Origin of the sequence: Rahnella aquatilis CIP 78.65 = ATCC 33071 (assembly GCF_000241955.1) — a bacterium.
In the GTDB taxonomy this organism is placed as follows: domain Bacteria; phylum Pseudomonadota; class Gammaproteobacteria; order Enterobacterales; family Enterobacteriaceae; genus Rahnella; species Rahnella aquatilis.
The window spans coordinates 2233727-2253738 of the sequence record NC_016818.1 but is presented as its reverse complement, the minus strand read 5'-3'; the positions used below and the strand labels follow the sequence as shown (position 1 = coordinate 2253738).

17 protein-coding genes are annotated in these 20012 nt (G+C 52.0%); 12 read left to right on the top strand and 5 right to left on the bottom strand.

What is annotated here, in order from left to right; genetic code table 11:
- Positions 1–81: 81 nt before the first annotated feature.
- The 6 genes from RAHAQ2_RS10350 (at position 82) to RAHAQ2_RS10325 (ending at position 9853) form a co-directional block, all read left to right on the top strand.
- Positions 82–951, top strand: coding sequence for a MurR/RpiR family transcriptional regulator (locus RAHAQ2_RS10350; RefSeq protein ID WP_015697178.1), 870 nt, complete (start codon positions 82–84; stop codon positions 949–951).
- A 234-nt stretch (positions 952–1185) separates the two neighbouring features.
- Positions 1186–2628, top strand: coding sequence for a pyruvate kinase (gene pyk / locus RAHAQ2_RS10345; protein ID WP_013575313.1), 1443 nt, complete (start codon positions 1186–1188; stop codon positions 2626–2628).
- Positions 2629–3258: 630 nt separating this feature from the next.
- Positions 3259–4827: a pyridoxal phosphate-dependent decarboxylase family protein gene (locus RAHAQ2_RS10340; RefSeq protein ID WP_015697177.1), complete on the top strand. Its 1569-nt coding sequence runs from the start codon at positions 3259–3261 to the stop codon at positions 4825–4827.
- A 13-nt stretch (positions 4828–4840) separates the two neighbouring features.
- Positions 4841–6151, top strand: coding sequence for a lysine N(6)-hydroxylase/L-ornithine N(5)-oxygenase family protein (locus RAHAQ2_RS10335; protein WP_015697176.1), 1311 nt, complete (start codon positions 4841–4843; stop codon positions 6149–6151).
- Positions 6152–6165: 14 nt separating this feature from the next.
- Entirely contained in the window at positions 6166–8550 is a 2385-nt protein-coding gene (locus RAHAQ2_RS10330; RefSeq protein WP_015697175.1) for a GNAT family N-acetyltransferase, read from the top strand.
- Between the two features lie 82 nt (positions 8551–8632).
- Positions 8633–9853 (top strand): MFS transporter, encoded by a 1221-nt coding sequence (locus RAHAQ2_RS10325; protein WP_015697174.1) that lies wholly within the window; start codon positions 8633–8635, stop codon positions 9851–9853.
- 45 nt (positions 9854–9898) lie between these two features.
- Here RAHAQ2_RS10325 and lpxM read toward each other — a convergent pair whose 3' ends face one another.
- The 3 genes from lpxM to znuA form a co-directional block, all read right to left on the bottom strand.
- Entirely contained in the window at positions 9899–10879 is a 981-nt protein-coding gene (gene lpxM / locus RAHAQ2_RS10320) for a lauroyl-Kdo(2)-lipid IV(A) myristoyltransferase (RefSeq protein ID WP_015697173.1), read from the bottom strand.
- 93 nt (positions 10880–10972) lie between these two features.
- Positions 10973–12307 carry a murein DD-endopeptidase MepM gene (gene mepM / locus RAHAQ2_RS10315; RefSeq protein WP_013575307.1) on the bottom strand — a complete coding sequence of 445 codons (1335 nt, stop codon included), beginning with the start codon at positions 12305–12307 and terminating at the stop codon, positions 10973–10975.
- 20 nt (positions 12308–12327) lie between these two features.
- A complete protein-coding gene (gene znuA, locus RAHAQ2_RS10310) occupies positions 12328–13260 on the bottom strand; it encodes a zinc ABC transporter substrate-binding protein ZnuA (RefSeq protein ID WP_015697172.1) in 933 nt (310 codons plus the stop codon).
- A gap of 95 nt (positions 13261–13355) precedes the next feature.
- On the opposite strand from znuA, the gene znuC reads away from it, so the two are divergent.
- On the top strand, positions 13356–14114 hold the full coding sequence (gene znuC, locus RAHAQ2_RS10305; protein ID WP_013575305.1) for a zinc ABC transporter ATP-binding protein ZnuC: 759 nt from the start codon (positions 13356–13358) through the stop codon (positions 14112–14114).
- Positions 14111–14896 (top strand): zinc ABC transporter permease subunit ZnuB, encoded by a 786-nt coding sequence (gene znuB, locus RAHAQ2_RS10300; RefSeq protein WP_015697171.1) that lies wholly within the window; start codon positions 14111–14113, stop codon positions 14894–14896. Before znuC ends, znuB begins: the two co-directional genes overlap by 4 nt.
- A gap of 45 nt (positions 14897–14941) precedes the next feature.
- Here znuB and RAHAQ2_RS10295 read toward each other — a convergent pair whose 3' ends face one another.
- A complete protein-coding gene (locus RAHAQ2_RS10295) occupies positions 14942–16321 on the bottom strand; it encodes a cation:proton antiporter (protein ID WP_015697170.1) in 1380 nt (459 codons plus the stop codon).
- A gap of 154 nt (positions 16322–16475) precedes the next feature.
- Between RAHAQ2_RS10295 and RAHAQ2_RS10290 the strand changes: the two genes are divergently transcribed.
- The gene (locus tag RAHAQ2_RS10290; RefSeq protein WP_015697169.1) at positions 16476–16781 is read left to right on the top strand and encodes an EthD family reductase; all 306 of its coding nucleotides are present in this window, start codon (positions 16476–16478) and stop codon (positions 16779–16781) included.
- Positions 16782–16880: 99 nt separating this feature from the next.
- On the opposite strand, the gene RAHAQ2_RS10285 is transcribed toward RAHAQ2_RS10290, so the two are convergent.
- Positions 16881–17207, bottom strand: a complete 327-nt coding sequence (locus RAHAQ2_RS10285) for a hypothetical protein (RefSeq protein WP_015697168.1) — start codon at positions 17205–17207, stop codon at positions 16881–16883.
- A 330-nt stretch (positions 17208–17537) separates the two neighbouring features.
- Between RAHAQ2_RS10285 and RAHAQ2_RS25960 the strand changes: the two genes are divergently transcribed.
- From RAHAQ2_RS25960 to wrbA, 3 genes are all read left to right on the top strand, one after another.
- Positions 17538–18800: a YadA C-terminal domain-containing protein gene (locus RAHAQ2_RS25960; RefSeq protein WP_015697167.1), complete on the top strand. Its 1263-nt coding sequence runs from the start codon at positions 17538–17540 to the stop codon at positions 18798–18800.
- Positions 18801–18862: 62 nt separating this feature from the next.
- Positions 18863–19084: a hypothetical protein gene (locus RAHAQ2_RS10275; RefSeq protein ID WP_015697166.1), complete on the top strand. Its 222-nt coding sequence runs from the start codon at positions 18863–18865 to the stop codon at positions 19082–19084.
- A 318-nt stretch (positions 19085–19402) separates the two neighbouring features.
- Positions 19403–20002, top strand: a complete 600-nt coding sequence (gene wrbA, locus RAHAQ2_RS10270; RefSeq protein WP_037039117.1) for an NAD(P)H:quinone oxidoreductase — start codon at positions 19403–19405, stop codon at positions 20000–20002.
- Positions 20003–20012 lie beyond the last annotated feature (10 nt).

Genomic DNA, 20012 nt, shown 5'->3' with positions numbered 1-20012 from the left:
TAAGCGCGTAGTATATTTTCATCAAATCAACACGATTTCCTCTTTTCAAAGAAATCGTTGAAACCTATGAGTGTCATGCTTATGAATACGTTGGAAAAAATCCAGACCCACCTTGACATTCTGAGTAAGTCAGAACGCAAAGTCGCCGAAGTTATCCTCGCAGCCCCGCACATTGCCATTCACTCCAGTATTGCCACTCTCGCCCGCATGGCGGACGTCAGTGAACCTACTGTAAACCGTTTTTGCCGTCGCCTCGACACAAAAGGGTTTCCGGATTTTAAATTACATCTGGCACAAAGTCTGGCAAACGGTACACCTTATGTGAACCGTAACGTGGATGAAAGCGACAGCGTCAGCGCTTACACCAGTAAAATTTTCGAATCCGCCATGGCCAGCCTCGATCAGGTGAAAAATACCCTTGATATTACCGCCATCAACCGTGCGGTCGATTTACTCACCCAGGCGAAAAAGATTTCCTTCTTTGGACTGGGCGCTTCAGCCGCCGTGGCGCATGATGCCATGAATAAATTCTTCCGCTTTAACATTCCCGTGGTGTATTTCGATGACATCGTCATGCAGCGTATGAGCTGCATGAACTCCAGCGAAGGCGATGTGGTGGTGCTGATTTCCCACACTGGCCGCACCAAAAATCTGGTCGAGCTGGCGCAGCTTGCCCGCGAAAATGACGCCACGGTCATCGCCATCACGTCCTTTAATACGCCACTGGCGCATGAGGCCACGCTGGCCCTGTTACTGGATGTTCCGGAAGATACCGACGTTTATATGCCGATGGTTTCACGAATCGCCCAGTTAACCTTGATTGATGTGCTGGCTACCGGGTTTACGTTGCGTCGTGGTGCAAAATTCAGAGATAACCTGAAGCGGGTCAAAGAAGCGTTGAAAGAATCGCGCTTTGATAAGGGAATGGTTGTCCCAAACCTGCCAGAGTAAGCTCGTCATTCGAGTCGGCACATCAAATCATTCACACAATATATGACCGTATCATCATTGATTTAATAGGGAGTCTGGCAGGAAATCTTCACGCAAAGTGCGCAGGGTAAATGTCAGACATGAGGTCAGCGGGTCACACAGGTGAAACCCTTTTGTATTACAATTACACCTAAACCTAATGTGGGCTCGCTGTTTTTTTGCAATACCATGTTTCATCAGTTAACGGAGTTAGGCATGTCCAGAAGGCTCAGAAGAACGAAGATCGTTACCACGCTCGGCCCTGCAACTGACCGCGACAATAATCTTGAGAAGATCATTGCTGCCGGTGCAAACGTTGTGCGTATGAATTTCTCCCACGGAACCGCTGAAGATCACATTCTTCGTGCAAACAAGGTGCGTGAAATTGCCGCCCGCCTCGGCCGCCACGTCGCGATTCTTGGTGATCTGCAAGGTCCAAAAATCCGCGTATCAACCTTCAAGGAAGGTAAAGTTTTCCTCAATATCGGCGATAAATTCCTGCTCGATGCCAACATGAGTAAGGGTGAAGGCGATAAAGAAAAAGTCGGTATCGACTATAAAGGTTTGCCTGCTGATGTGGTGCCGGGTGACATTCTGTTACTTGATGATGGCCGTGTGCAGTTGAAAGTGCTGGAAGTTCAGGGCATGAAGGTGTTTACGGAAGTCACCGTGGGCGGCCCGCTGTCTAACAATAAAGGCATCAACAAGCTGGGCGGGGGTCTTTCTGCCGAAGCCCTGACTGAAAAAGATAAAGCAGACATTATTACTGCGGCCAAAATGGACGTAGATTATCTGGCAGTTTCATTCCCACGCACCGGCGAAGATCTTAACTACGCACGCCGTCTGGCCCGCGATGCAGGCTGTAATGCGCAGATCGTCTCTAAAGTTGAACGCGCTGAAGCGGTGGCGTCGGATGAAGCAATGGATGACATCATCCTGGCTTCCGATGTCGTGATGGTTGCCCGTGGTGACCTGGGTGTTGAAATCGGTGACCCTGAGCTGGTCGGTATCCAGAAAAAACTGATCCGTCGTGCGCGTCAGCTCAACCGTGCGGTGATCACTGCGACCCAGATGATGGAATCGATGATCACCAATCCGATGCCAACCCGTGCAGAAGTGATGGACGTCGCGAACGCCGTGCTCGATGGCACCGATGCGGTCATGCTGTCAGCGGAAACGGCAGCGGGCCAGTATCCTGCTGAAACTGTGGCGGCCATGGCGCGCGTTTGTCTGGGCGCAGAAAAAATCCCAAGCATTAACGTCTCCAAACACCGCCTGGACGTGGAATTCGATAACATCGAAGAAGCCATTGCAATGTCCGCCATGTATGCAGCAAACCATCTGAAAGGCGTCACGGCGATCATTTCCATGACTGAATCGGGTCGTACCGCGCTGATGTTGTCACGTATCAGTTCCGGTCTGCCGATCTTTGCCATGTCGCGCCACGAACACACACTGAATCTTACCGCGATTTACCGCGGCGTGACTCCTGTCTTCTTCGACAGCGCGAATGACGGTGTGGCGGGCGCACAGGATGCCGTGAATTTACTGCGTGATAAAGGTTACCTTTTGTCAGGCGATCTGGTGATCATCACCCAGGGTGATGTCATGAGCACCGTCGGCACCACCAATACCAGCCGTATTCTGCGTGTAGAATAATGTCAAAATGTAATAAGATATAAACATGGGGCCGGTTAACTTAACCGGCCTTTTTACTTTCGCCCTGCCCCGAAATTTATTTTCCCGCCTGCTGGTCAGCCAACCTTCTTAAGGTGATCATTATTTTGCCATTACTTTGAAATAATCTGATTCACCGTATAAAACATTGTGCAGCGAAATTTATTACACCTACAAACATTACGCTTAAATATAACTTTTCATCACAAAACAGCCAGCCTTTTAAGTCAACAAACGTATAACAGATACAGATTCTTCCCATAGGAATATGTATATATTGCATTTGATTTAAGCTTTAGTGTGACTCTGATCACATTAAACAATCAAAAAGTTTCGTTATGAGCAAATGTTCACTCTCGTTATTGAATGATAATGATTTGCATTTATAATAATGCTCAATCGTTAAAACCTTGTATAAATCCGCACTAAGGAAATCAAACAAGACATATCACTATTTATTTTTTATAACATAAAATATTTAACCATACATTTTACAGGCATGGCCATCAGCCCTGCCTGCTGATGCCTACGTTCACTGCTAAATCCTGACTTTATCCGGGTGGCCGCCCCACGCCTGCTGAGGATGAAAAGGACTAACCAAAAGGATCCAGAATGAGCCAGATAAATAACTGGGAATTAATGCAATCCGGCACGAAAGACCTGACAACCACTCAGGCGAATATAAGCAAAAATAAAGGTTATATTTTTAACCAGAACAGTACCCCTGAATGGCAGGCGCAGATTGAACAAGGTCTTGAATTAATTAAATCCCATATTAACCATACTGAGAAACCTTTTTCCGGCGTTTCCCCGACTGAATTAGCTGAGCAATTTCGCCATATTGATCTGACAAAACCTTTAGACGGAACCCGACTGGCGCTGGAAGAACTGGATGATTTATATCTTCAGCACGCGGTCTATTTCCACCATCCGAAATACCTCGCGCATCTCAACTGCCCGACCGTGGTGCCTTCCCAGCTGGCGGAGCTGTTTATCAGCGCCATCAACTCCTCGGTAGATACCTGGGATCAGAGCGCAGGCGGCACTCTCATTGAGCAAAAAGTTATTGACTGGACACTCGCCCGTATCGGCTTTGGCGCACAGTCAGACGGTATTTTCACCAGTGGCGGTACGCAGTCTAACCTGATGGCCATGCTGCTGGCACGAGACAGCCATTGCAAGCGCACCCGTCCGCAACACAGCATCAAGTATCAGGGTCTGCCGCCGGAAGCCAACCGCTGGCGCATTTTCAGTTCACAGGTCAGCCACTTCAGTATTCAGAAATCCGCTGCCCTGCTCGGCCTGGGTTACGACGCCGTGGTGCCGGTCGCCTGCGACAGTGCTTTCCGCATGGATATTACCGCGCTCCTTCAGGAGATTGAGCGCTGCCACGCTGAAGGGTTGATTCCGATTGCCATCGTGGCAACCGCCGGTACGACTGACTTTGGCAGCATCGACCCGCTGCATGAGATCGCTGAAATCTGCCGCAAGGAAAAAATCTGGATGCATGCTGATGCCGCCTACGGCTGTGGTTTGCTGGTATCTCCTCAACATCGCCAGCGCATTGAAGGGATCCATCTGGCCGATTCCGTCACCGTGGATTACCACAAATCCTTCTTCCAGCCGGTGAGTTGCAGCGCATTCCTGGTTAACGATCACAGCCATCTGGAGCACGTTACGCATCACGCCGAATACCTGAATCCGCTGAGTGCGAAACTGGAAGGCACGCCGAATCTGGTGAACAAAAGTATCCAGACCACCAAACGTTTCGATGCCCTCAAAATGTGGCTGACGTTGCGCATTATGGGTCAGCAGGCATTAGGCGAATCGTTCGATATGCTGCTGGCGCGCGCAACAGAAACGCATCAGATGATGGAACAGAATCCGAATATTGACGTGCTGCATAAACCGGAACTGAGCACATTGGTGTTCCGTTTCGTACCACGAGTGTCGCTGAGTCATGAACAGATTGACGAAATCAATGCCGGGATCCGCAAGGCCATTTTCCGCGACGGCAGCGCCGTTATCGCCGGTACCAAAGTGCATCAGCGTCAGTATCTGAAATTCACCTTACTGAACCCCACCACCACCACGGAAGACGTTGCCGATGTGCTTAGCCTGATCACGCATTACGGCAAAGAACTGACTGCCAGCACGCTGAGCGCCGCGAAAAACCGGTAAAAGGAGCCGCACTATGAGTACTCGTTCAAACGACCAAACATATGATTTTATCGCCGTGGGCATCGGTCCGTTTAATCTCGGACTGGCCTGTCTGACGGAACCGGTGAAAGAGCTGAACGGTCTGTTTTTAGACCAGAATGACAGCTTCGACTGGCACACCGGTATGATGCTGGAAAGCGCACATTTACAGACACCGTTCATGGCCGATCTGGTGACACTCGCCGATCCGACCAGCCCATACAGTTTTCTCAATTACCTGAAATTACAAGGAAAACTCTATTCGTTCTACATCCGTGAAGATTTCTTCATGATGCGCAAAGAATTCAACCAGTATTGCCAGTGGGCATGCGGTCAGCTGACCAGCCTGCAATTCTCCACGCGCGTGGAACTGGTCACCTGGGATGCCGCACAGGAATGCTATCTGGTCGAAACACGCTCCACCCAAAGCGGTGAAAAACAGATTTACCGCGCCAAACGACTGGTTCTCGGCACAGGACCGTCGGCGTGGATGCCCGCCTGTGCACGGGATGCCGGCAGGAATGTGCATCATTCTTCGGCCTATTTGCCTAACAAAGCACAGGTTCAGAATTCAAAATCTATCACCGTCGTCGGCAGCGGTCAGAGCGCGGCGGAAATTTACTATGATCTGCTCTCTGATATTGATAAGCACGATTACCATCTGACGTGGGTGACCCGCGCCCCGCGTTTTTACCCGCTGGAATACAGCAAACTGACCCTGGAAATGACCTCACCGGAATACATCGATTATTTCCACGCACTGCCGGTGAGCAAGCGCGATCAGCTCAATCGTGAACAAAAATGCCTGTATAAGGGCATTAACATCAGTCTGATCAATGACATCTATGACCTGATGTACATCAAACGCCTCGACGGCCCGCTGAATGTCGATTTGTATACGCATTCTGAACTGACGGCGCTGACCCGCAACCGCAGCGGCGAACTGGAAATGAGCCTGCTGCATCACGAGCAACAGCAGGAATACCTTCACCGCACGGAATCGGTGATCCTCGCGACCGGTTACGCCTATCAGCCACCGCAGTTTGTTGAAGGCATTTACAACCGCATTCAGTGGGATGACGCAGGCCGTTACGCGGTTAACCGCAATTACAGCATTGATGCGCACAACCAGATTTTCGTACAGAACGCCGAACTGCACACGCACGGCTTCGTCACCCCGGATCTGGGCATGGCGTGTTACCGCAACAGCACCATTATCCGCGAAATGCTCGGCCGTGAAGTGTATCCGGTGGAGAAATCCATCGCCTTCCAGACCTTCGGCACCCGCAGCCCTGGCGCAAACTAACGGAGAATTTACCCATGTCTGAAGCCACTTCTCCCTCCCTATTTTCCTGCCAGCGCGACGCAGGAACACTGTCTTTACGCCCGCTGGCTCTGGAAAAAGATGCCGCCGTGTTACACGGCTGGATGACGCAGTCTTATGCGCATTTCTGGGGAATGCAAAACAGTACTGTCGCGGAAGTCGACAGTTTTTACCGCGACCTGACGAAGGGTAAACCGCAGGCCGCACTGATGGGCGAAATCAACGGTCAGCCGCAATTTCTCATCGAATGCTATCCGGTTCAGGACGACCCTCTGCATGAACATTACGACGTCCAGCCCGGCGATATGGGCATGCATATTCTGCTGTCACCGGCTGAAAAACCGCTGTCCGGCTTCAGCTGGCAGGTGTTTTCGGCCGTCATGGAATATCTGTTCAGCCAGCCCGAAGTCCGCCGTGTGGTGGTCGAGCCGGATGTTCGCAACGAAAAAATTCACAAGCTGAATAAGCGCGCCGGTTTCCGCTATCAGAAACAGATTCAACTGACACACAAAACGGCATGGCTGGCATTTTGTCAGCGTGAAGATTTTTATCAGGCAAGCCAGAAGGAAAAACACATCATGACTCCTGCAAAACTGCAAACCGGTGAACACCTGCAACCGGAAATCTGGGCGAAAGCGAATGCCCTTCTGCTGCGTAAGTGCCTGTCCGAACTGACCCATGAGCGTCTGCTCGCGCCTCAGGCGTTGAAAACAACCGGCACCTGGACTGACTATCAGCTGGCAGTTCCGGCCTCAGAAATTGAATACCGTTTCCGTGCGCGTCAGTTGCCTCTGAATGACTGGATGATTGATCTCGGCAGCATTCAGCGTCTGGATAATTTTACCCCGCAGCCGCTGGACGCCGTTAAATTCATCATTGAATTCGCGCAACAGATTGGCATTTCACAAGCCATGCTGCCGACCTATCTGGAAGAAATCAGCAGCACGCTTTACAGCAGTGCCTACAAACTGGCGAACAATCACACCACAGCGAAACAACTGTGTGAGGCCGATTTCCAGACCGTCGAAACCAGCATGACCGAAGGCCATCCTGCCTTTATTGCCAACAACGGCCGTATCGGTTTTGATGCCGGTGATTACGTCCGTTACGCGCCGGAAGCCGCCAGTCCCCTGCAACTGGTCTGGGTCGCGGTTCATCATGACAAAGCCCATTTCGCCAGTGTCGAAGGTTTGCCGTATGAAAAACTGATCGCAGAAGAACTGGGCGAAGCGCAGATTTGTGCTTTCACGCAAAAGTTGATTGATAAAGGTGTCGATCCGAAAAATTACTATTTCATGCCGGTACATCCGTGGCAGTGGCAGAACAAATTACTGACCGTTTTCGCGCCGGATATTGCCCGCCAGTTTCTGATCTATCTCGGTGAAGGTGATGATAACTATCTGGCGCAACAGTCGATCCGCACCTTCTACAATGCCAGCCGTCCGAAAGGTCGTTACGTTAAAACAGCGCTGTCGATCCTGAATATGGGCTTTATGCGCGGGCTTTCACCGTACTACATGGCGACCACGCCGGGCATCAATGAATGGCTGGCAGACCTGGTGGAAAACGATGCGTATCTGCAATCCACTGGTTTCAGCATTTTGCAGGAAGTGGCGTCGCTCGGTTATCACAATCACTATTTCGAAAAAGCCATCAAAGGCGACAGCCCCTATAAGAAAATGTTCGCGGCGCTGTGGCGTGAAAATCCGGTCGCCTTGTTACAGTCCAACCAGCGGCTGATGACCATGGCCGCCCTGCTGCACACCGACAAACATGGCGATGCGCTGATTGTCGAGATGATCAAATCATCCGGTCTGGCCACCGGCGACTGGCTTAAACGCTACATGCATGCCTATCTCAGCCCGCTGCTGCACTGCTTCTATCAGTACGATCTGGTGTTCATGCCGCACGGTGAAAACCTGATCCTGCGTTTCGAAAACAATATTCCGGTCAACGCCTTCATGAAGGATATCGCCGAGGAAATTGCGGTAATGAACCCGGACGCCAGTCTGCCTGAAAAAGCCAAACGTCTGGCGGTAGATGTACCGGAAGATCTGAAAATTCTGTCGATCTTCACCGATGTGTTTGCCGGGGTATTCCGCTTTATCGCCCGTATTCTGGAAGAGCATAGCGATTATTCTGCCGGGCAGTTCTGGCAGGGGGTGGCTGAAGTGGTACGTGATTACCAGATTCAGTATCCGGAACTGGCGGAGAAATTTGCCCGTTATGACATGTTTGGCGCCCGGTTCACACATTCGTGTCTGAACCGTCTGCAACTGGCGAATAACCAGCAGATGATCAACCTGTTAGACCCGGCGCAGAACCTGAAATTCGCCGGTACGCTGGAAAACCCCATTGCGGCCTATGCCAACCGCTACTGAAAAATCCTCTTAATGTGATGGTTATTAGCGCGGCTTTTACAGGCCGCGCTTTTTCGATTTTAAGATCCGGAGAGTTAACGTTATGTCGTCACTTTCACCGCCCGCGTCAAGGCTACGCACACGCCAGTGGCTGTTCCCGCTGTCGCTGGTATTATTCGAATTTGCCACCTATATCGCCCACGATATGATCCAGCCGGGTATGTTGCAGGTAATCAATGACTTCAGCGCCAGTGCCGACTGGGTTTCAACCTCGCTGACCGCTTATCTGTGCGGCGGTATCTTGCTGCAATGGCTGCTCGGGCCGCTTTCTGACCGGCTCGGGCGCAGGCCGGTGTTGCTGGCAGGCGTGGCCTTTTTTACCATCACCTGTCTGCTGACGGTTTTCACCCAAAACATCGAACAGTTCATTCTGATGCGTTTTTTACAGGGGATGAGCCTGTGCTTTATCGGCGCGGTGGGTTATGCCGCCATTCAGGAAGCGTTCAGTGAAACGATGAGCGTTAAACTGATGGCACTGATGGCAAATATCACGCTGATAGCCCCCCTGCTCGGGCCGCTGGCTGGCGCGGCGTTCATTCATTACGCGCCATGGAAAGCCATGTTTGTGTTGTTCTCACTGGTCGCTGCATTCTCATTCTGGGGTCTGTGGCGCAGCATGCCGGAAACCGCCAGCGGACGCGGAGAAAGATTCTCAATGCGCCGGTTACTGAGCGATTATCGCGAAGTTTTCACCAATACCGGCGTGGTTCTCGGCTCGTTGTCTATCGGGCTGGTCACCCTTCCGCTGCTGGCCTGGGTGGCACAGTCGCCGGTGTTGCTGATTCAGGATGCGGGGATGACGCCACTTCAGTACGGAGGTTTACAGGTGCCGGTGTTCACCGGGCTGATTATCGGTAACATCACCCTGAGCAAACTCAGTGGCAAAGTGAATATCCGCACGCCAGTCTGGCTCGGTATCGCACCGATCGCTCTCGGCCTGGCAGTCAGTGCCTATGCCGCGCTGTTTATGGAACACGCCTGGGGCTGGATGATTGGCGGGTTAAGCCTCTATGCGCTGGGCTCAGGACTGGTGAATGCCGGGCTTTACCGCCTGACGCTGTTTTCCAGCCCAACCGGCAAAGGCACGGTCGCTGCGGCGCTGGGACTGCTCACTATTGTGGTTTTTGCGGCGGGCATTGAAGTGACAAAGCAGTTATATTTCGCGCTGGGCAACGGCATTTTTATGCTGGCGGGCATGATTCCCGGCCTGACCGGCGCATTACTGATTGCCGCGTTTCTCAGGCGCATTCCTGAAAAGGCATAAAAAAAGCTGAGGTGTGAGCCTCAGCTTGTTCAAATCTTTTTACGGTTACTTTTTGGGATAAAGCTCTTTGCGCGAATACGGCTCCGGCTCACCCGGTTTGCGGGTTTTCAACAGCTTGAGGATCCAGGTGTACTGTTCCGGATTCGGCCCGACCAGGACTTCCACTTCCTCATTCATCCGCCGCGCGATACGGTTATCATCGGCAGTGGCCAGATCATCCATCGGCGGGCGCACATAAATATCAAGCCGTTGTTCGCGGCCGTTATAGACCGGGAACAACGGAATGATCGACGCACGGCACACTTTCATCAGACGCCCGACAGCAGGCAATGTCGCCTTGTAGGTCGCGAAGAAATCGACGAACTCGCTGTGCTCAGCACCGTGATCCTGATCCGGCAGATAGTAACCCCAGTAACCCTGACGCACCGAACTGATGAACGGCTTAATGCCGTCATTACGCGCATGCATGCGGCCACCAAAACGGCGGCGGACGGTATTCCATAAATAATCGGTCAGCGGGTTTTTCTGATTATGGAACATAGCGGCCATCGGATGTCCGTCAGCGGCCATCAGCATCGCCGGGATATCCACAGCCCACCCGTGTGGTACCAGAAAAATCACATTTTTGCCTTCGGCATGCATCTGGTCGACAATTTCTTTGCCGTGCCAGTGAACACGCTGCATGATTTTTTTAGGGTCACGGATCGCCAGTTCAGCCATCATCACCATGGATTGTGGCGCGGTGGCGAACATTTCATCAATGATATGTTCACGTTCGGCTTCAGGCGTTTCGGGCAGGCAATACAACAGATTAATTTGCGCACGACGCCGTGCGCCTTTCGCAAACTTTCCGGCCAGACGGCCAAGACTGCCTAAGAGGGGATCGCGAACCTTCGCAGGCAGATACGCCATCACGGCCATCGCCCCGACGCCCAGCCAGACGCCCCAGTAGCGCGGATGATAGAAGGCTTTCTGAAACTGCGGAATGAATTCTACGGTAGATCGTTTTTCTTTTTCTGGCTGCATGCTCAGGCTCTTATGACAAATTCTGCCTTAATGATAAGTGCAGTGATTTATTTTGCAATAAATCACTGCCTTGGAAAATTAAGCGCGAAGAAATCAGTCAAGCTTCAGTTGAGGAACAACCTGACGCACGGTGGCCAGATAAGTACTGCGATCTTTACCTGTCAGCCCTTCGGTACGAGGCAGTTTAGCCGTCAGCGGATTCACAGCCAGTTGGTTAATCCACATTTCAAAGTGCAGATGCGGACCGGTTGAGCGGCCGGTATTGCCGGAAAGTGCAATGCGATCACCCCGTTTCACTTTCTGGCCTGGTTTCACCAGCAGTTTACGCAGATGCATATAACGGGTCATGTACTGACGACCGTGACGAATTGCCACATAGTTACCCGCAGCACCGCCATTCTTGGCAACGACCACTTCACCATCGCCCACCGCCAGCACCGGCGTACCGACTGGGACGGCGAAATCGACACCACGGTGCGGCGCAATACGCCCGGTCACCGGATTCAGACGACGCGGATTGAAGTTAGACGAAACACGGTACTGTTTCCCTGTCGGGAAGCGCAGAAAACCTTTCGCCAGCCCGCTGCCGGTACGGTCATAGAACTTACCGTCTTCGGCGCGCACAGCGTAGTAGTCTTTACCGCCAGTGCGCATACGCACGGCCTGCAATTCACTTTGCTCGTTCTTACCGTCCAGCACTTCATTGGACATCAGTACCGCAAAGTCGTCGCCTTTCTTCAATTTACGGAAATCGAGTTGCCATTGCAGCGCCTTAATGACAGCACTGACTTCAGCGCTGCTCAGCCCTGCCGCTTTGGCACTGGTGACAAAACTGCCGTTCAGCGTCCCTTTCAATACGGAGTCTTTCCATTCCCCTTTCAGGGTTTCCAGAGAGGATTTGAAGGTATTTCCGGAACGGTCAAAGGTATAGGTTTCGCGACGCGATTTTTCCCATGTCAGGCGCTGTAAATCACCGGCATCATTGAGCGTCCACGAAATTTGCTGACCAATTTTCAGATTACGTAAATCGCGGTTGGCGTCTGAAAGCGCAGCGATTTCCGACATATCAATGCCGTACTGATTCAGAATGCTGCTGAGGGTATCGCCGGTAGAAACCACGTACTCATGCACGCCCGCTTCATTGACAGTTTTGTCGTCAAGATCATCTTGCGGGATGTCATCATCAGCGGGGGGAGACTGGTCGATAGGCTCGCTGGCTTCAGGAAGTAGCGAACGCAGTTGCTGATTATCAAGCGTGATATTTTTAACCAGCGGTCGGGTATCAGAGAGGTCATTGTCCGGGTGATAAGCTAACGGTTTCCATACGGCCACAGCCAGTGTGACGACGGTAAGCGACCCCAGCATAATGCGGTGGGGCCGTGGAAGGTTGCTATACGCCAGAGCGATAGAACGGGCTATCAGCTGCACTTAAATTCTGTCCTTTTAGCTTACTTCAGGCAGCTCAGGTACTGGTTCGTCAGCTGTGACAGAAAGTTCACATAGCTGTCCGCCCCCAGTGCAATGCTGCTCCCCAGCGGATCCAATGTGCCCATACGCACTTTTGTTCCCTGGGCAACAGCCGTTATGACGGCTGGCCTGAATTGTGGCTCAGCAAAAACGCAGGTCGCTTTTTGCTCAACCAACTGTGTTCGAATGAGATGTAATCGCTGTGCACCGGGTTGAATTTCGGGATTGATCGTGAAGTGACCAAGCGGCGAAAGGCCGAAGTGTTTCTCAAAGTAGCCATAGGCATCGTGAAAAACAAAATATCCCTTACCCTGAACAGGTTGCAGAATACTACCAAGGTTTTTGTCAGCTTTTGTCAAGCTGTCTTCAAAATGAGATAAATTTGCATCTAATTGTTGCTTTTTCTGCGGAACCAGCGCGACGAGCTTGTTATGGATCTCTATGGCGGCTTCGCGGGCGATTTCCGGCGACAGCCAGACGTGCATATTATATTCGCCATGACGGTGTTCATCATCGTCATGATCATGGGCGTGATCAGGGTCATGTTCATCGTCGTCACTGCCTTTGAGCAGCAGCGGTTTCACTGCCGGTAACGTCGCGATAGCCACCTGACGGTTCGGCGGCAGTTGCGCCGCTGATTTGGTCATAAAGGCTTCCATTTCCGGTCCCACCCACACCACCAGGTCAGCGCTGCGCATGCGCTGAATATCTGAAGGACGCAATGCAAAGTCATGCGGCGATGCGCCGTCCGGCAGTAACACTTGCGTTGGCATGACGCCGTCGGCAATGGCAGAGGCGATAAAACCCAGCGGGCGTACGGAAGTCAGAACATCAGCCTGGGTACTGAAAACCGCACCTGAATTCAATATTGCGGCTGCCAGGAACATCCGTTTAACGCTTTTTTTCTGTATCATGCTGAGTGAACTCACCTTCGGGTTGGGGGAAAACTGGTTATTTTTAGCGAAACGCAATATTATAACATCCGATTTGTTCTGCAAGACCCTATGACATGCCCACATTAGCTACGCTCCAAAATATTTCAGTGACTTTCGGTTCGCGACGGGTGCTGTCCAACATCTCGTTAAGCCTGCAACCGGGGAAAATTCTGACCCTTCTCGGCCCGAATGGCGCGGGAAAATCCACATTAGTACGCGTTGTGCTTGGCCTGATTGCGCCGACAGAAGGCACGATGACCTGCGAACCCGGTTTACGTATCGGTTATGTTCCGCAAAAAATTCATCTTGATCCCACCATGCCCCTGACCGTCAGCCGCTTTATGCGCCTGAAACCGGGTGTGAAGAAAAGCGATATTCTGCCTGCGCTCAAACGCGTCCAGGCCGCGCATCTGCTGGATCAACCGATGCAAAAACTCTCCGGCGGGGAAAATCAGCGTGTTCTGCTGGCGCGTGCGTTAATGAACAGCCCGCAGTTACTGGTGCTTGATGAACCGACGCAAGGCGTTGACGTCAACGGACAACTGGCGCTGTACAATTTGATCGACAGCCTGCGCTGCGAACTGGGTTGCGCGGTGCTCATGGTGTCGCATGATTTGCATCTGGTGATGGCAAAAACGGACGAAGTACTGTGCCTGAACCAGCACATCTGCTGCTCCGGCTCGCCGGAAGTGGTTTCTACACATCCCGAATTTATTGCGATGTTCGGTAACCGTGGCGCAGAGCAACTGGCGATTTACCGCCATAATCACAACCATCGTCACGATTTAAAAGGGAAGATCATTTTACGTAATACCGGAGGTCGTGACGCATGATTGCGCTGTTATTACCCGGCTGGCTGGCCGGTGTGTTACTGGCTGTCGCGGCCGGTCCGCTGGGTTCGTTCGTGGTCTGGCGTCGGATGTCCTATTTTGGCGATACGCTGGCCCACGCCTCTCTGCTCGGCGTAGCGTTTGGTTTACTGCTCAATGTTAACCCTTTCTATACCGTTATCGCCGTCACGTTATTGCTGGCCGTCTTGCTGGTGGTGCTGGAGCGTAAACCGCATCTGGCCGTCGACACCCTGCTCGGGATTATGGCGCACAGCGCGCTGTCGCTCGGTCTGGTCGTGGTCAGCCTGATGTCCGGCGTGCGGGTGGATCTGATGGCGTATCTGTTCGGCGATTTGCTGTCAGTCACTTACAGCGATATCTGGATGATTGCGGTCGGTGTCACGGTGGTCATTGCGGTGCTCTGCTGGCAATGGCAGGCATTGCTTTCCATGACCATCAGCCCGGAACTTGCTCATGTCGATGGTGTGAATCTGCAACGTTCGCGCATCGTCCTGATGCTGGTAACGGCCCTGACGATCGGTCTGGCGATGAAGTTCGTCGGCGCGCTGATCATTACTTCGTTGCTGATTATTCCCGCCGCGACAGCGCGACGCTTCGCTAAAACGCCGGAGCAAATGGCCTGCTTCGCGGTGGCGACTGGCATCATTGCCGTGACCGGCGGCCTGACGTTCTCGGCATTCTATGATACGCCGGCAGGCCCTTCTGTTGTGCTGTGCGCTGCGGTGCTCTTTATGCTCAGCCTCAGTAAAAAACAGATTGCCTGACCGCAATGCCAGAGACAAAAACGGACGCCCTGAGCGTCCGTTTCTTTATGCTTCTTTTTCCTGGCTTCTTTCCCTCGCCTCCCGTTCTTCCTGCGCCGCCTCCTGCCTCGCCTGCCGCCAGTGCAATATCGGTGATACGGTTATGCCATGGATCACCACGCTGGTGACAATCACCGTGAACGCAATATTGGTCATATAGTTGGCATCCGCCCCCTGTAATCCGTGCGTCCAGGCGTAAGCGATATAGTTCATACTGCCGATACCGCGAATGCCAAACCAGCCAATCATCAGCCGCCTCCCCTTCGGCACGTGTACGCCTATTGTCGTGATATAAACAGCCAGAGGACGGATGACGATAAACAGCAGCGCGGCAATCAGCAGTCCCATAGGCTCCCAATGTTCTGCCAGCGTTATCCCGAGCACCATGACAATCCCGGCGGCAAAAATCCGCTCAATGGTATCGCCAAACGACAGCGCATCACCAACCATCAGTCCGATCGAATTGCGCGGCTTCTCAGCCTGCATGGAGTGACGCTGGTGCGGATTAACCATGCCTTCAGCGGGTGGCGGGCGCGAACCCTCAGTCATATCCTCCGGCGGATGCAGGGAAACCACGCGCACTTCCGCGCTGCGCAGCCCGACACCGGCGGCAAAGGCCGCAAGGAAACCGGAAGCATCAAGAGATTGCGCGGCGGCATAACTGAGTGCAATCAGTGACAACGCCAGAAAATCACTCGGTGCAACCGTGCGCTGACGGCTGTGAAAACGTGTCGCACTCAGCCCCACCAGTTTCCCCATCGCAAACCCTATCGCCAGCCCGCCCAGTAAAGCCCACACCACATCGCGGCCCGCCCAGTGCCACAGTTCCTGCGAGGACAACCCGTCGTGTGCGGTAATCAGCATCAGGGCCAGCATCAGGATCGGCAGCGCGGAACCATCATTCATCCCCGCCTCGCTGGAAAGCGCTACCCGCAGCCCGTCATCGTCATTGGCATCATTCACCGCAATCATGCTGGCCAGCACCGGATCCGTTGGCGCGATAATGGCGCCCAGCGCCAGTGCCAGCGGCCAGGAAATACCGGTAATGTAATGAGCCATAGCCGCGACGCACAGGACGGTAAGTAACATGGCAGGAAAGGCCAGTAATACGCCAACGCGCCAGCTTTGGGCACTAAAAGGCAACCGCAGTTTCAGCCCGGTAATAAACAAAGACGCCGCCATGGCGATTTCAGTGAAATGTGCGGTGAGCGTGGAATACGCCACCAGATCGATATGCAATAAATCCAGAACCCAGGGACCGCAAACGATCCCGGCAGCAAGATATAAACCAAACGTCGTCACCGGACCGCGGGAAATCCACCCCGAGGCGAGTGACATAATCAATAGCAGTCCTCCGACCGCTGCTGTCCAACCTAAAAATCCCATGTTTATCCCATACTAAATATCAATTCATTAAGCATAGTACATGTAGGCAGATGGATGATTTTTCAGACAAATAACATCAGGCACAAATGGCGCGGCGCATCCTGTGCTGGTAGGCTAAAATGGATTTTTATCCGGGAAAGAGACGAGACATAAAATGATTAAATACAGCGTGCTGTATCCAAATATCGCAAACGGAACCTTTGATCATGATTACTATCGCGATGTGCATTTACCGCTGATCAAACGCCGCATGGGCGAGTTTTGCCATTCTTACGCCATCGATAAAATGCCTGAAGGCGCACCGGCTGAAGCCCCCTTTGTCGCCGCCTGCCACATCTATTGCAACTCAATGGAAGACTTCGAAAAAGGCATGAAAGACAATGCTGCGGATTTCGTCGCTGACGTGGCGAACTTCACTAATATCGAACCAGTGAAGATGATTTTCGACGTCGTTGTCTGACGTTTCCACCCTGCCCTGATCGTAAAAAAGGCGATTAACCTCTCAGGTAATCGCCTTTTTCGCGTTCTTTATCTCGCACACCACGTCCTGTCAGCGCAATTATTGGGTCAGCAACTTTTTGATCGACGCACTCGGTTCGCGCTTAATGGTATGTAAAAACTCCTGGGCTTTGTCATTGACGGCATAGTCGGCAGTCACACCAAAATCCTGCACCATTGCCCATTTTTCAAACAGTGCTTCATCACTGTTGCGCATAAACCAAAGCATCCTGACTGCCGTTACGGCCACCTGAGGGATCTGTGTCACCGTACCATTGATCCACTTATTGAGCGTACTGCGTGGCAGTCCCAGCAGGATACACAACGCGGGCTGATCAATATCCAGCCTCCGGACATAGTCCAGGAACTCTTTTGCGTTATCAGCCATTCACTTATCCCCAATTTCTTAAACCCGCGCATATTGTACAAGAATCCCATAGATATTTCATCTGGTCGCTACTGGCGACTAAAAATGCTCCTTTTATAACCCCAGAAACAAAAATATGTGCCTGTTAGCCACTAAAAAGCGCTCTGCATGAAACAAATTCATGTAGCGCAATAACTTTACATTTCTTGACATAAGTCAAATGACTGGCTAATGCGTGAAGCAAGTCACATTCATCGCATGTATGATTTTGTTGAAGAGACAAAAATATCGTCCTGATAACGCCTATTATTTGTCGCTAGTAGATACTTATTTCAAGATCGGAAAAAACAAATGAACACTCAGTTTACAGAACGCAACACTCAGATCATCGCCGCTGGCAAAGCCTGTAAGAAACACAGGCTTCAGGCTCCGGCGGACTTCCGGGCACTACGCATAGCCATTCAGCGCATATGCCTTGGTGTGGTGCTCTCAACAAGTGTTATTCAGGCTGTTCATGCACAACTTTCGGGGGATAACCTGGATGCTGCCAGAGCCTATTTTGCCAATAATCCGGAAATTCCTTCAGATAAGCAGAATGAGATCTTGCGGAAAAACGACCTTATTCAGGTTTCCGACTATCTCAAAAACAACACCTACTGGAATGGCTCAAGAAATGTCCAGATGCCCGTTTTTGATCCACTGGCAAGAATGGAAACGCCGATTACACAGACAGCCACTCTTCCCATGACCAACCTGACTCCGGCGGAACACACGATTTCAGTTGCACAGCCACCTGTCAAAAATGATCCAACAGGAACGCCGGTGTTACTCACACCCATAAAAAATGATCCCACTGGTATACCGGTAGACGTTCAGACACAGATGCAAAAAAAACAAGCTGAACAGGTTGCTTTGCGTTATGCGGCGGCGAATGCCCCACGTGATGGCCTTGATGGTAAAGATGGCGCTAAGGGCGATACCGGCTTAGCAGGTACTGACGGAAAAGATGCCGACATGTCTAAAGTTAATGCCAACAGCGAATCTATCCAGGGTGATGAAATGGCAGAAGCGAATCGTCAGCGGACTTCGATGCAACATGTAGATGTGGTTGCTCTCGCCCAGACAGCTCAGAACTCAACACAGAAAACGCAGGCAGAAACGAAAAAACAGATCGCCGCCGCTCAGGCTAAAATTGCCCATGAACAGCAGATCGAACATATATACTACGATCAGCAAATCCAGCAATTAGCCGCAGGGGCTCACGCCGAAGTTTTAGCTGAATCCCACAGCCGGACTGAGGGCGATGCCCATACACTGGCTCAGGCAAATGACTACACCAATAAAAGATTCTCTGATCTGAAAACGCAGGTTGATGACAACAAAAAAGAAGCGGCTGCCGGTTCAGCCTCAGCCATGGCTCAGGCCAATATTCCGCAGGTGCAGGAATCTCAGCAGTTCGCGGTGGGTGCTGGTGTGGGCGGTTACGATTCAGAGAATGCGCTGTCAGTCGGTGCTTCCTTCCACGCGGGCAGAGCCACCATCGTAAAAATGTCAGTCTCCGATGACTCACAGAATAACGTGGGTTATGGCGCAGGCATGAGCGTTGGCTGGTAATCGCACGATTAAAAAGAGGCTGACCGTTTCAGCCTCTTCATCTCTTTCAAGGCCAGTCTCAAATGAAAAAACGCCATAGCGATAAATTCAAACACCTGCCGCCGGAGCAGCAATATGCCTGCCTGAAAATGTTACAGCGCGTCGAGGAAACCCCTCTGACCGAGGGTGTGACAGGCGTTGCCGTCTCGGTGATAATGAAAGACGGTCACACCGCCACGCTCAGTAAGTTTATTGCCAAACCGGATGAAGTCTCCATATTGGTCAGTTGGGAAAGCGCCCCCTGACAGGGGTTAACCTCCCCTCCCGCGAAATGCGCACATCTGTTCTAGTATGTAGATGAGCGAAACGTTCCTTCCGCTTGTTTCTTATTGATCAGGCAATGCGTTTATCCGACCCATTGCCCTAATTAATTGATGAGTCTGTTCAAAAATTTGCGTTTGTAACTCAGAGCTGATGCGCGGACGATGAACTCTCTTGCTCATCAAAACCGCCTGCCTGGCGGAGGAGTAAACGTGGGATTTTTAAGCGAATTTTTCGCCCGTATTACCGGCTCTAAAACCGGGCAGGATACGGTAAAAACATCACCTCAACAGGAGTTAAAGATGGCAAAAGTACTGGTTCTCTATCATTCCATGTATGGTCATATTGAAACGATGGCGCAAAGTGTTGCAGAAGGGGCACGCAGCGTACCCGGAGTTGAAGTCACGATAAAACGCGTACCCGAAACCATGCCTGAAGAGGCGTTTAAAGCCGCTGGCGGTAAAACTGACCAGACAGCGGAAGTGGCTTCTCCCGCAGAACTCGGGGATTACGATGCCATCATCTTCGGCACACCGACCCGGTTCGGTAACATGTCAGGACAGATGCGCACCTTCCTCGATCAGACCGGTGGCCTGTGGGCTAAAGGCGTACTGGCTGGCAAAGTCGCCAGCGTATTCAGCTCAACCGGTACCGGTGGCGGTCAGGAAATGACGATTACATCCACCTGGACCACCCTCGCCCATCACGGCATGATTATCGTCCCGATCGGTTACACTACGCCTGAACTGTTTGATATTTCACAGGTTCGCGGCGGCACCCCTTACGGTGCAACCACGCTTGCCGGTGGCGATGGTTCACGACAGCCGAGCGCAGAAGAACTGCGTATTGCCGTACATCAGGGCAAACACGTGGCAACCATCGTCAGTAAACTGGTCAGCTAATTCAGCGTGT

What these genes read in the sequence shown, in the direction of transcription:
- RAHAQ2_RS10335 (WP_015697176.1), top strand. Translation starts at nt 4,841, where the DNA reads ATGAGTACTCGTTCAAACGACCAAACATATGATTTTATCGCCGTGGGC.
- RAHAQ2_RS10290 (WP_015697169.1), top strand. Translation starts at nt 16,476, where the DNA reads ATGATTAAATACAGCGTGCTGTATCCAAATATCGCAAACGGAACCTTT.
- RAHAQ2_RS10285 (WP_015697168.1), bottom strand. Translation starts at nt 17,207, where the DNA reads ATGGCTGATAACGCAAAAGAGTTCCTGGACTATGTCCGGAGGCTGGAT.
- RAHAQ2_RS10350 (WP_015697178.1), top strand. Translation starts at nt 82, where the DNA reads ATGAATACGTTGGAAAAAATCCAGACCCACCTTGACATTCTGAGTAAG.
- znuB (WP_015697171.1), top strand. Translation starts at nt 14,111, where the DNA reads ATGATTGCGCTGTTATTACCCGGCTGGCTGGCCGGTGTGTTACTGGCT.
- RAHAQ2_RS10330 (WP_015697175.1), top strand. Translation starts at nt 6,166, where the DNA reads ATGTCTGAAGCCACTTCTCCCTCCCTATTTTCCTGCCAGCGCGACGCA.
- znuC (WP_013575305.1), top strand. Translation starts at nt 13,356, where the DNA reads ATGCCCACATTAGCTACGCTCCAAAATATTTCAGTGACTTTCGGTTCG.
- RAHAQ2_RS25960 (WP_015697167.1), top strand. Translation starts at nt 17,538, where the DNA reads ATGAACACTCAGTTTACAGAACGCAACACTCAGATCATCGCCGCTGGC.
- RAHAQ2_RS10275 (WP_015697166.1), top strand. Translation starts at nt 18,863, where the DNA reads ATGAAAAAACGCCATAGCGATAAATTCAAACACCTGCCGCCGGAGCAG.
- lpxM (WP_015697173.1), bottom strand. Translation starts at nt 10,879, where the DNA reads ATGCAGCCAGAAAAAGAAAAACGATCTACCGTAGAATTCATTCCGCAG.
- RAHAQ2_RS10340 (WP_015697177.1), top strand. Translation starts at nt 3,259, where the DNA reads ATGAGCCAGATAAATAACTGGGAATTAATGCAATCCGGCACGAAAGAC.
- pyk (WP_013575313.1), top strand. Translation starts at nt 1,186, where the DNA reads ATGTCCAGAAGGCTCAGAAGAACGAAGATCGTTACCACGCTCGGCCCT.
- wrbA (WP_037039117.1), top strand. Translation starts at nt 19,403, where the DNA reads ATGGCAAAAGTACTGGTTCTCTATCATTCCATGTATGGTCATATTGAA.
- znuA (WP_015697172.1), bottom strand. Translation starts at nt 13,260, where the DNA reads ATGATACAGAAAAAAAGCGTTAAACGGATGTTCCTGGCAGCCGCAATA.
- RAHAQ2_RS10325 (WP_015697174.1), top strand. Translation starts at nt 8,633, where the DNA reads ATGTCGTCACTTTCACCGCCCGCGTCAAGGCTACGCACACGCCAGTGG.
- RAHAQ2_RS10295 (WP_015697170.1), bottom strand. Translation starts at nt 16,321, where the DNA reads ATGGGATTTTTAGGTTGGACAGCAGCGGTCGGAGGACTGCTATTGATT.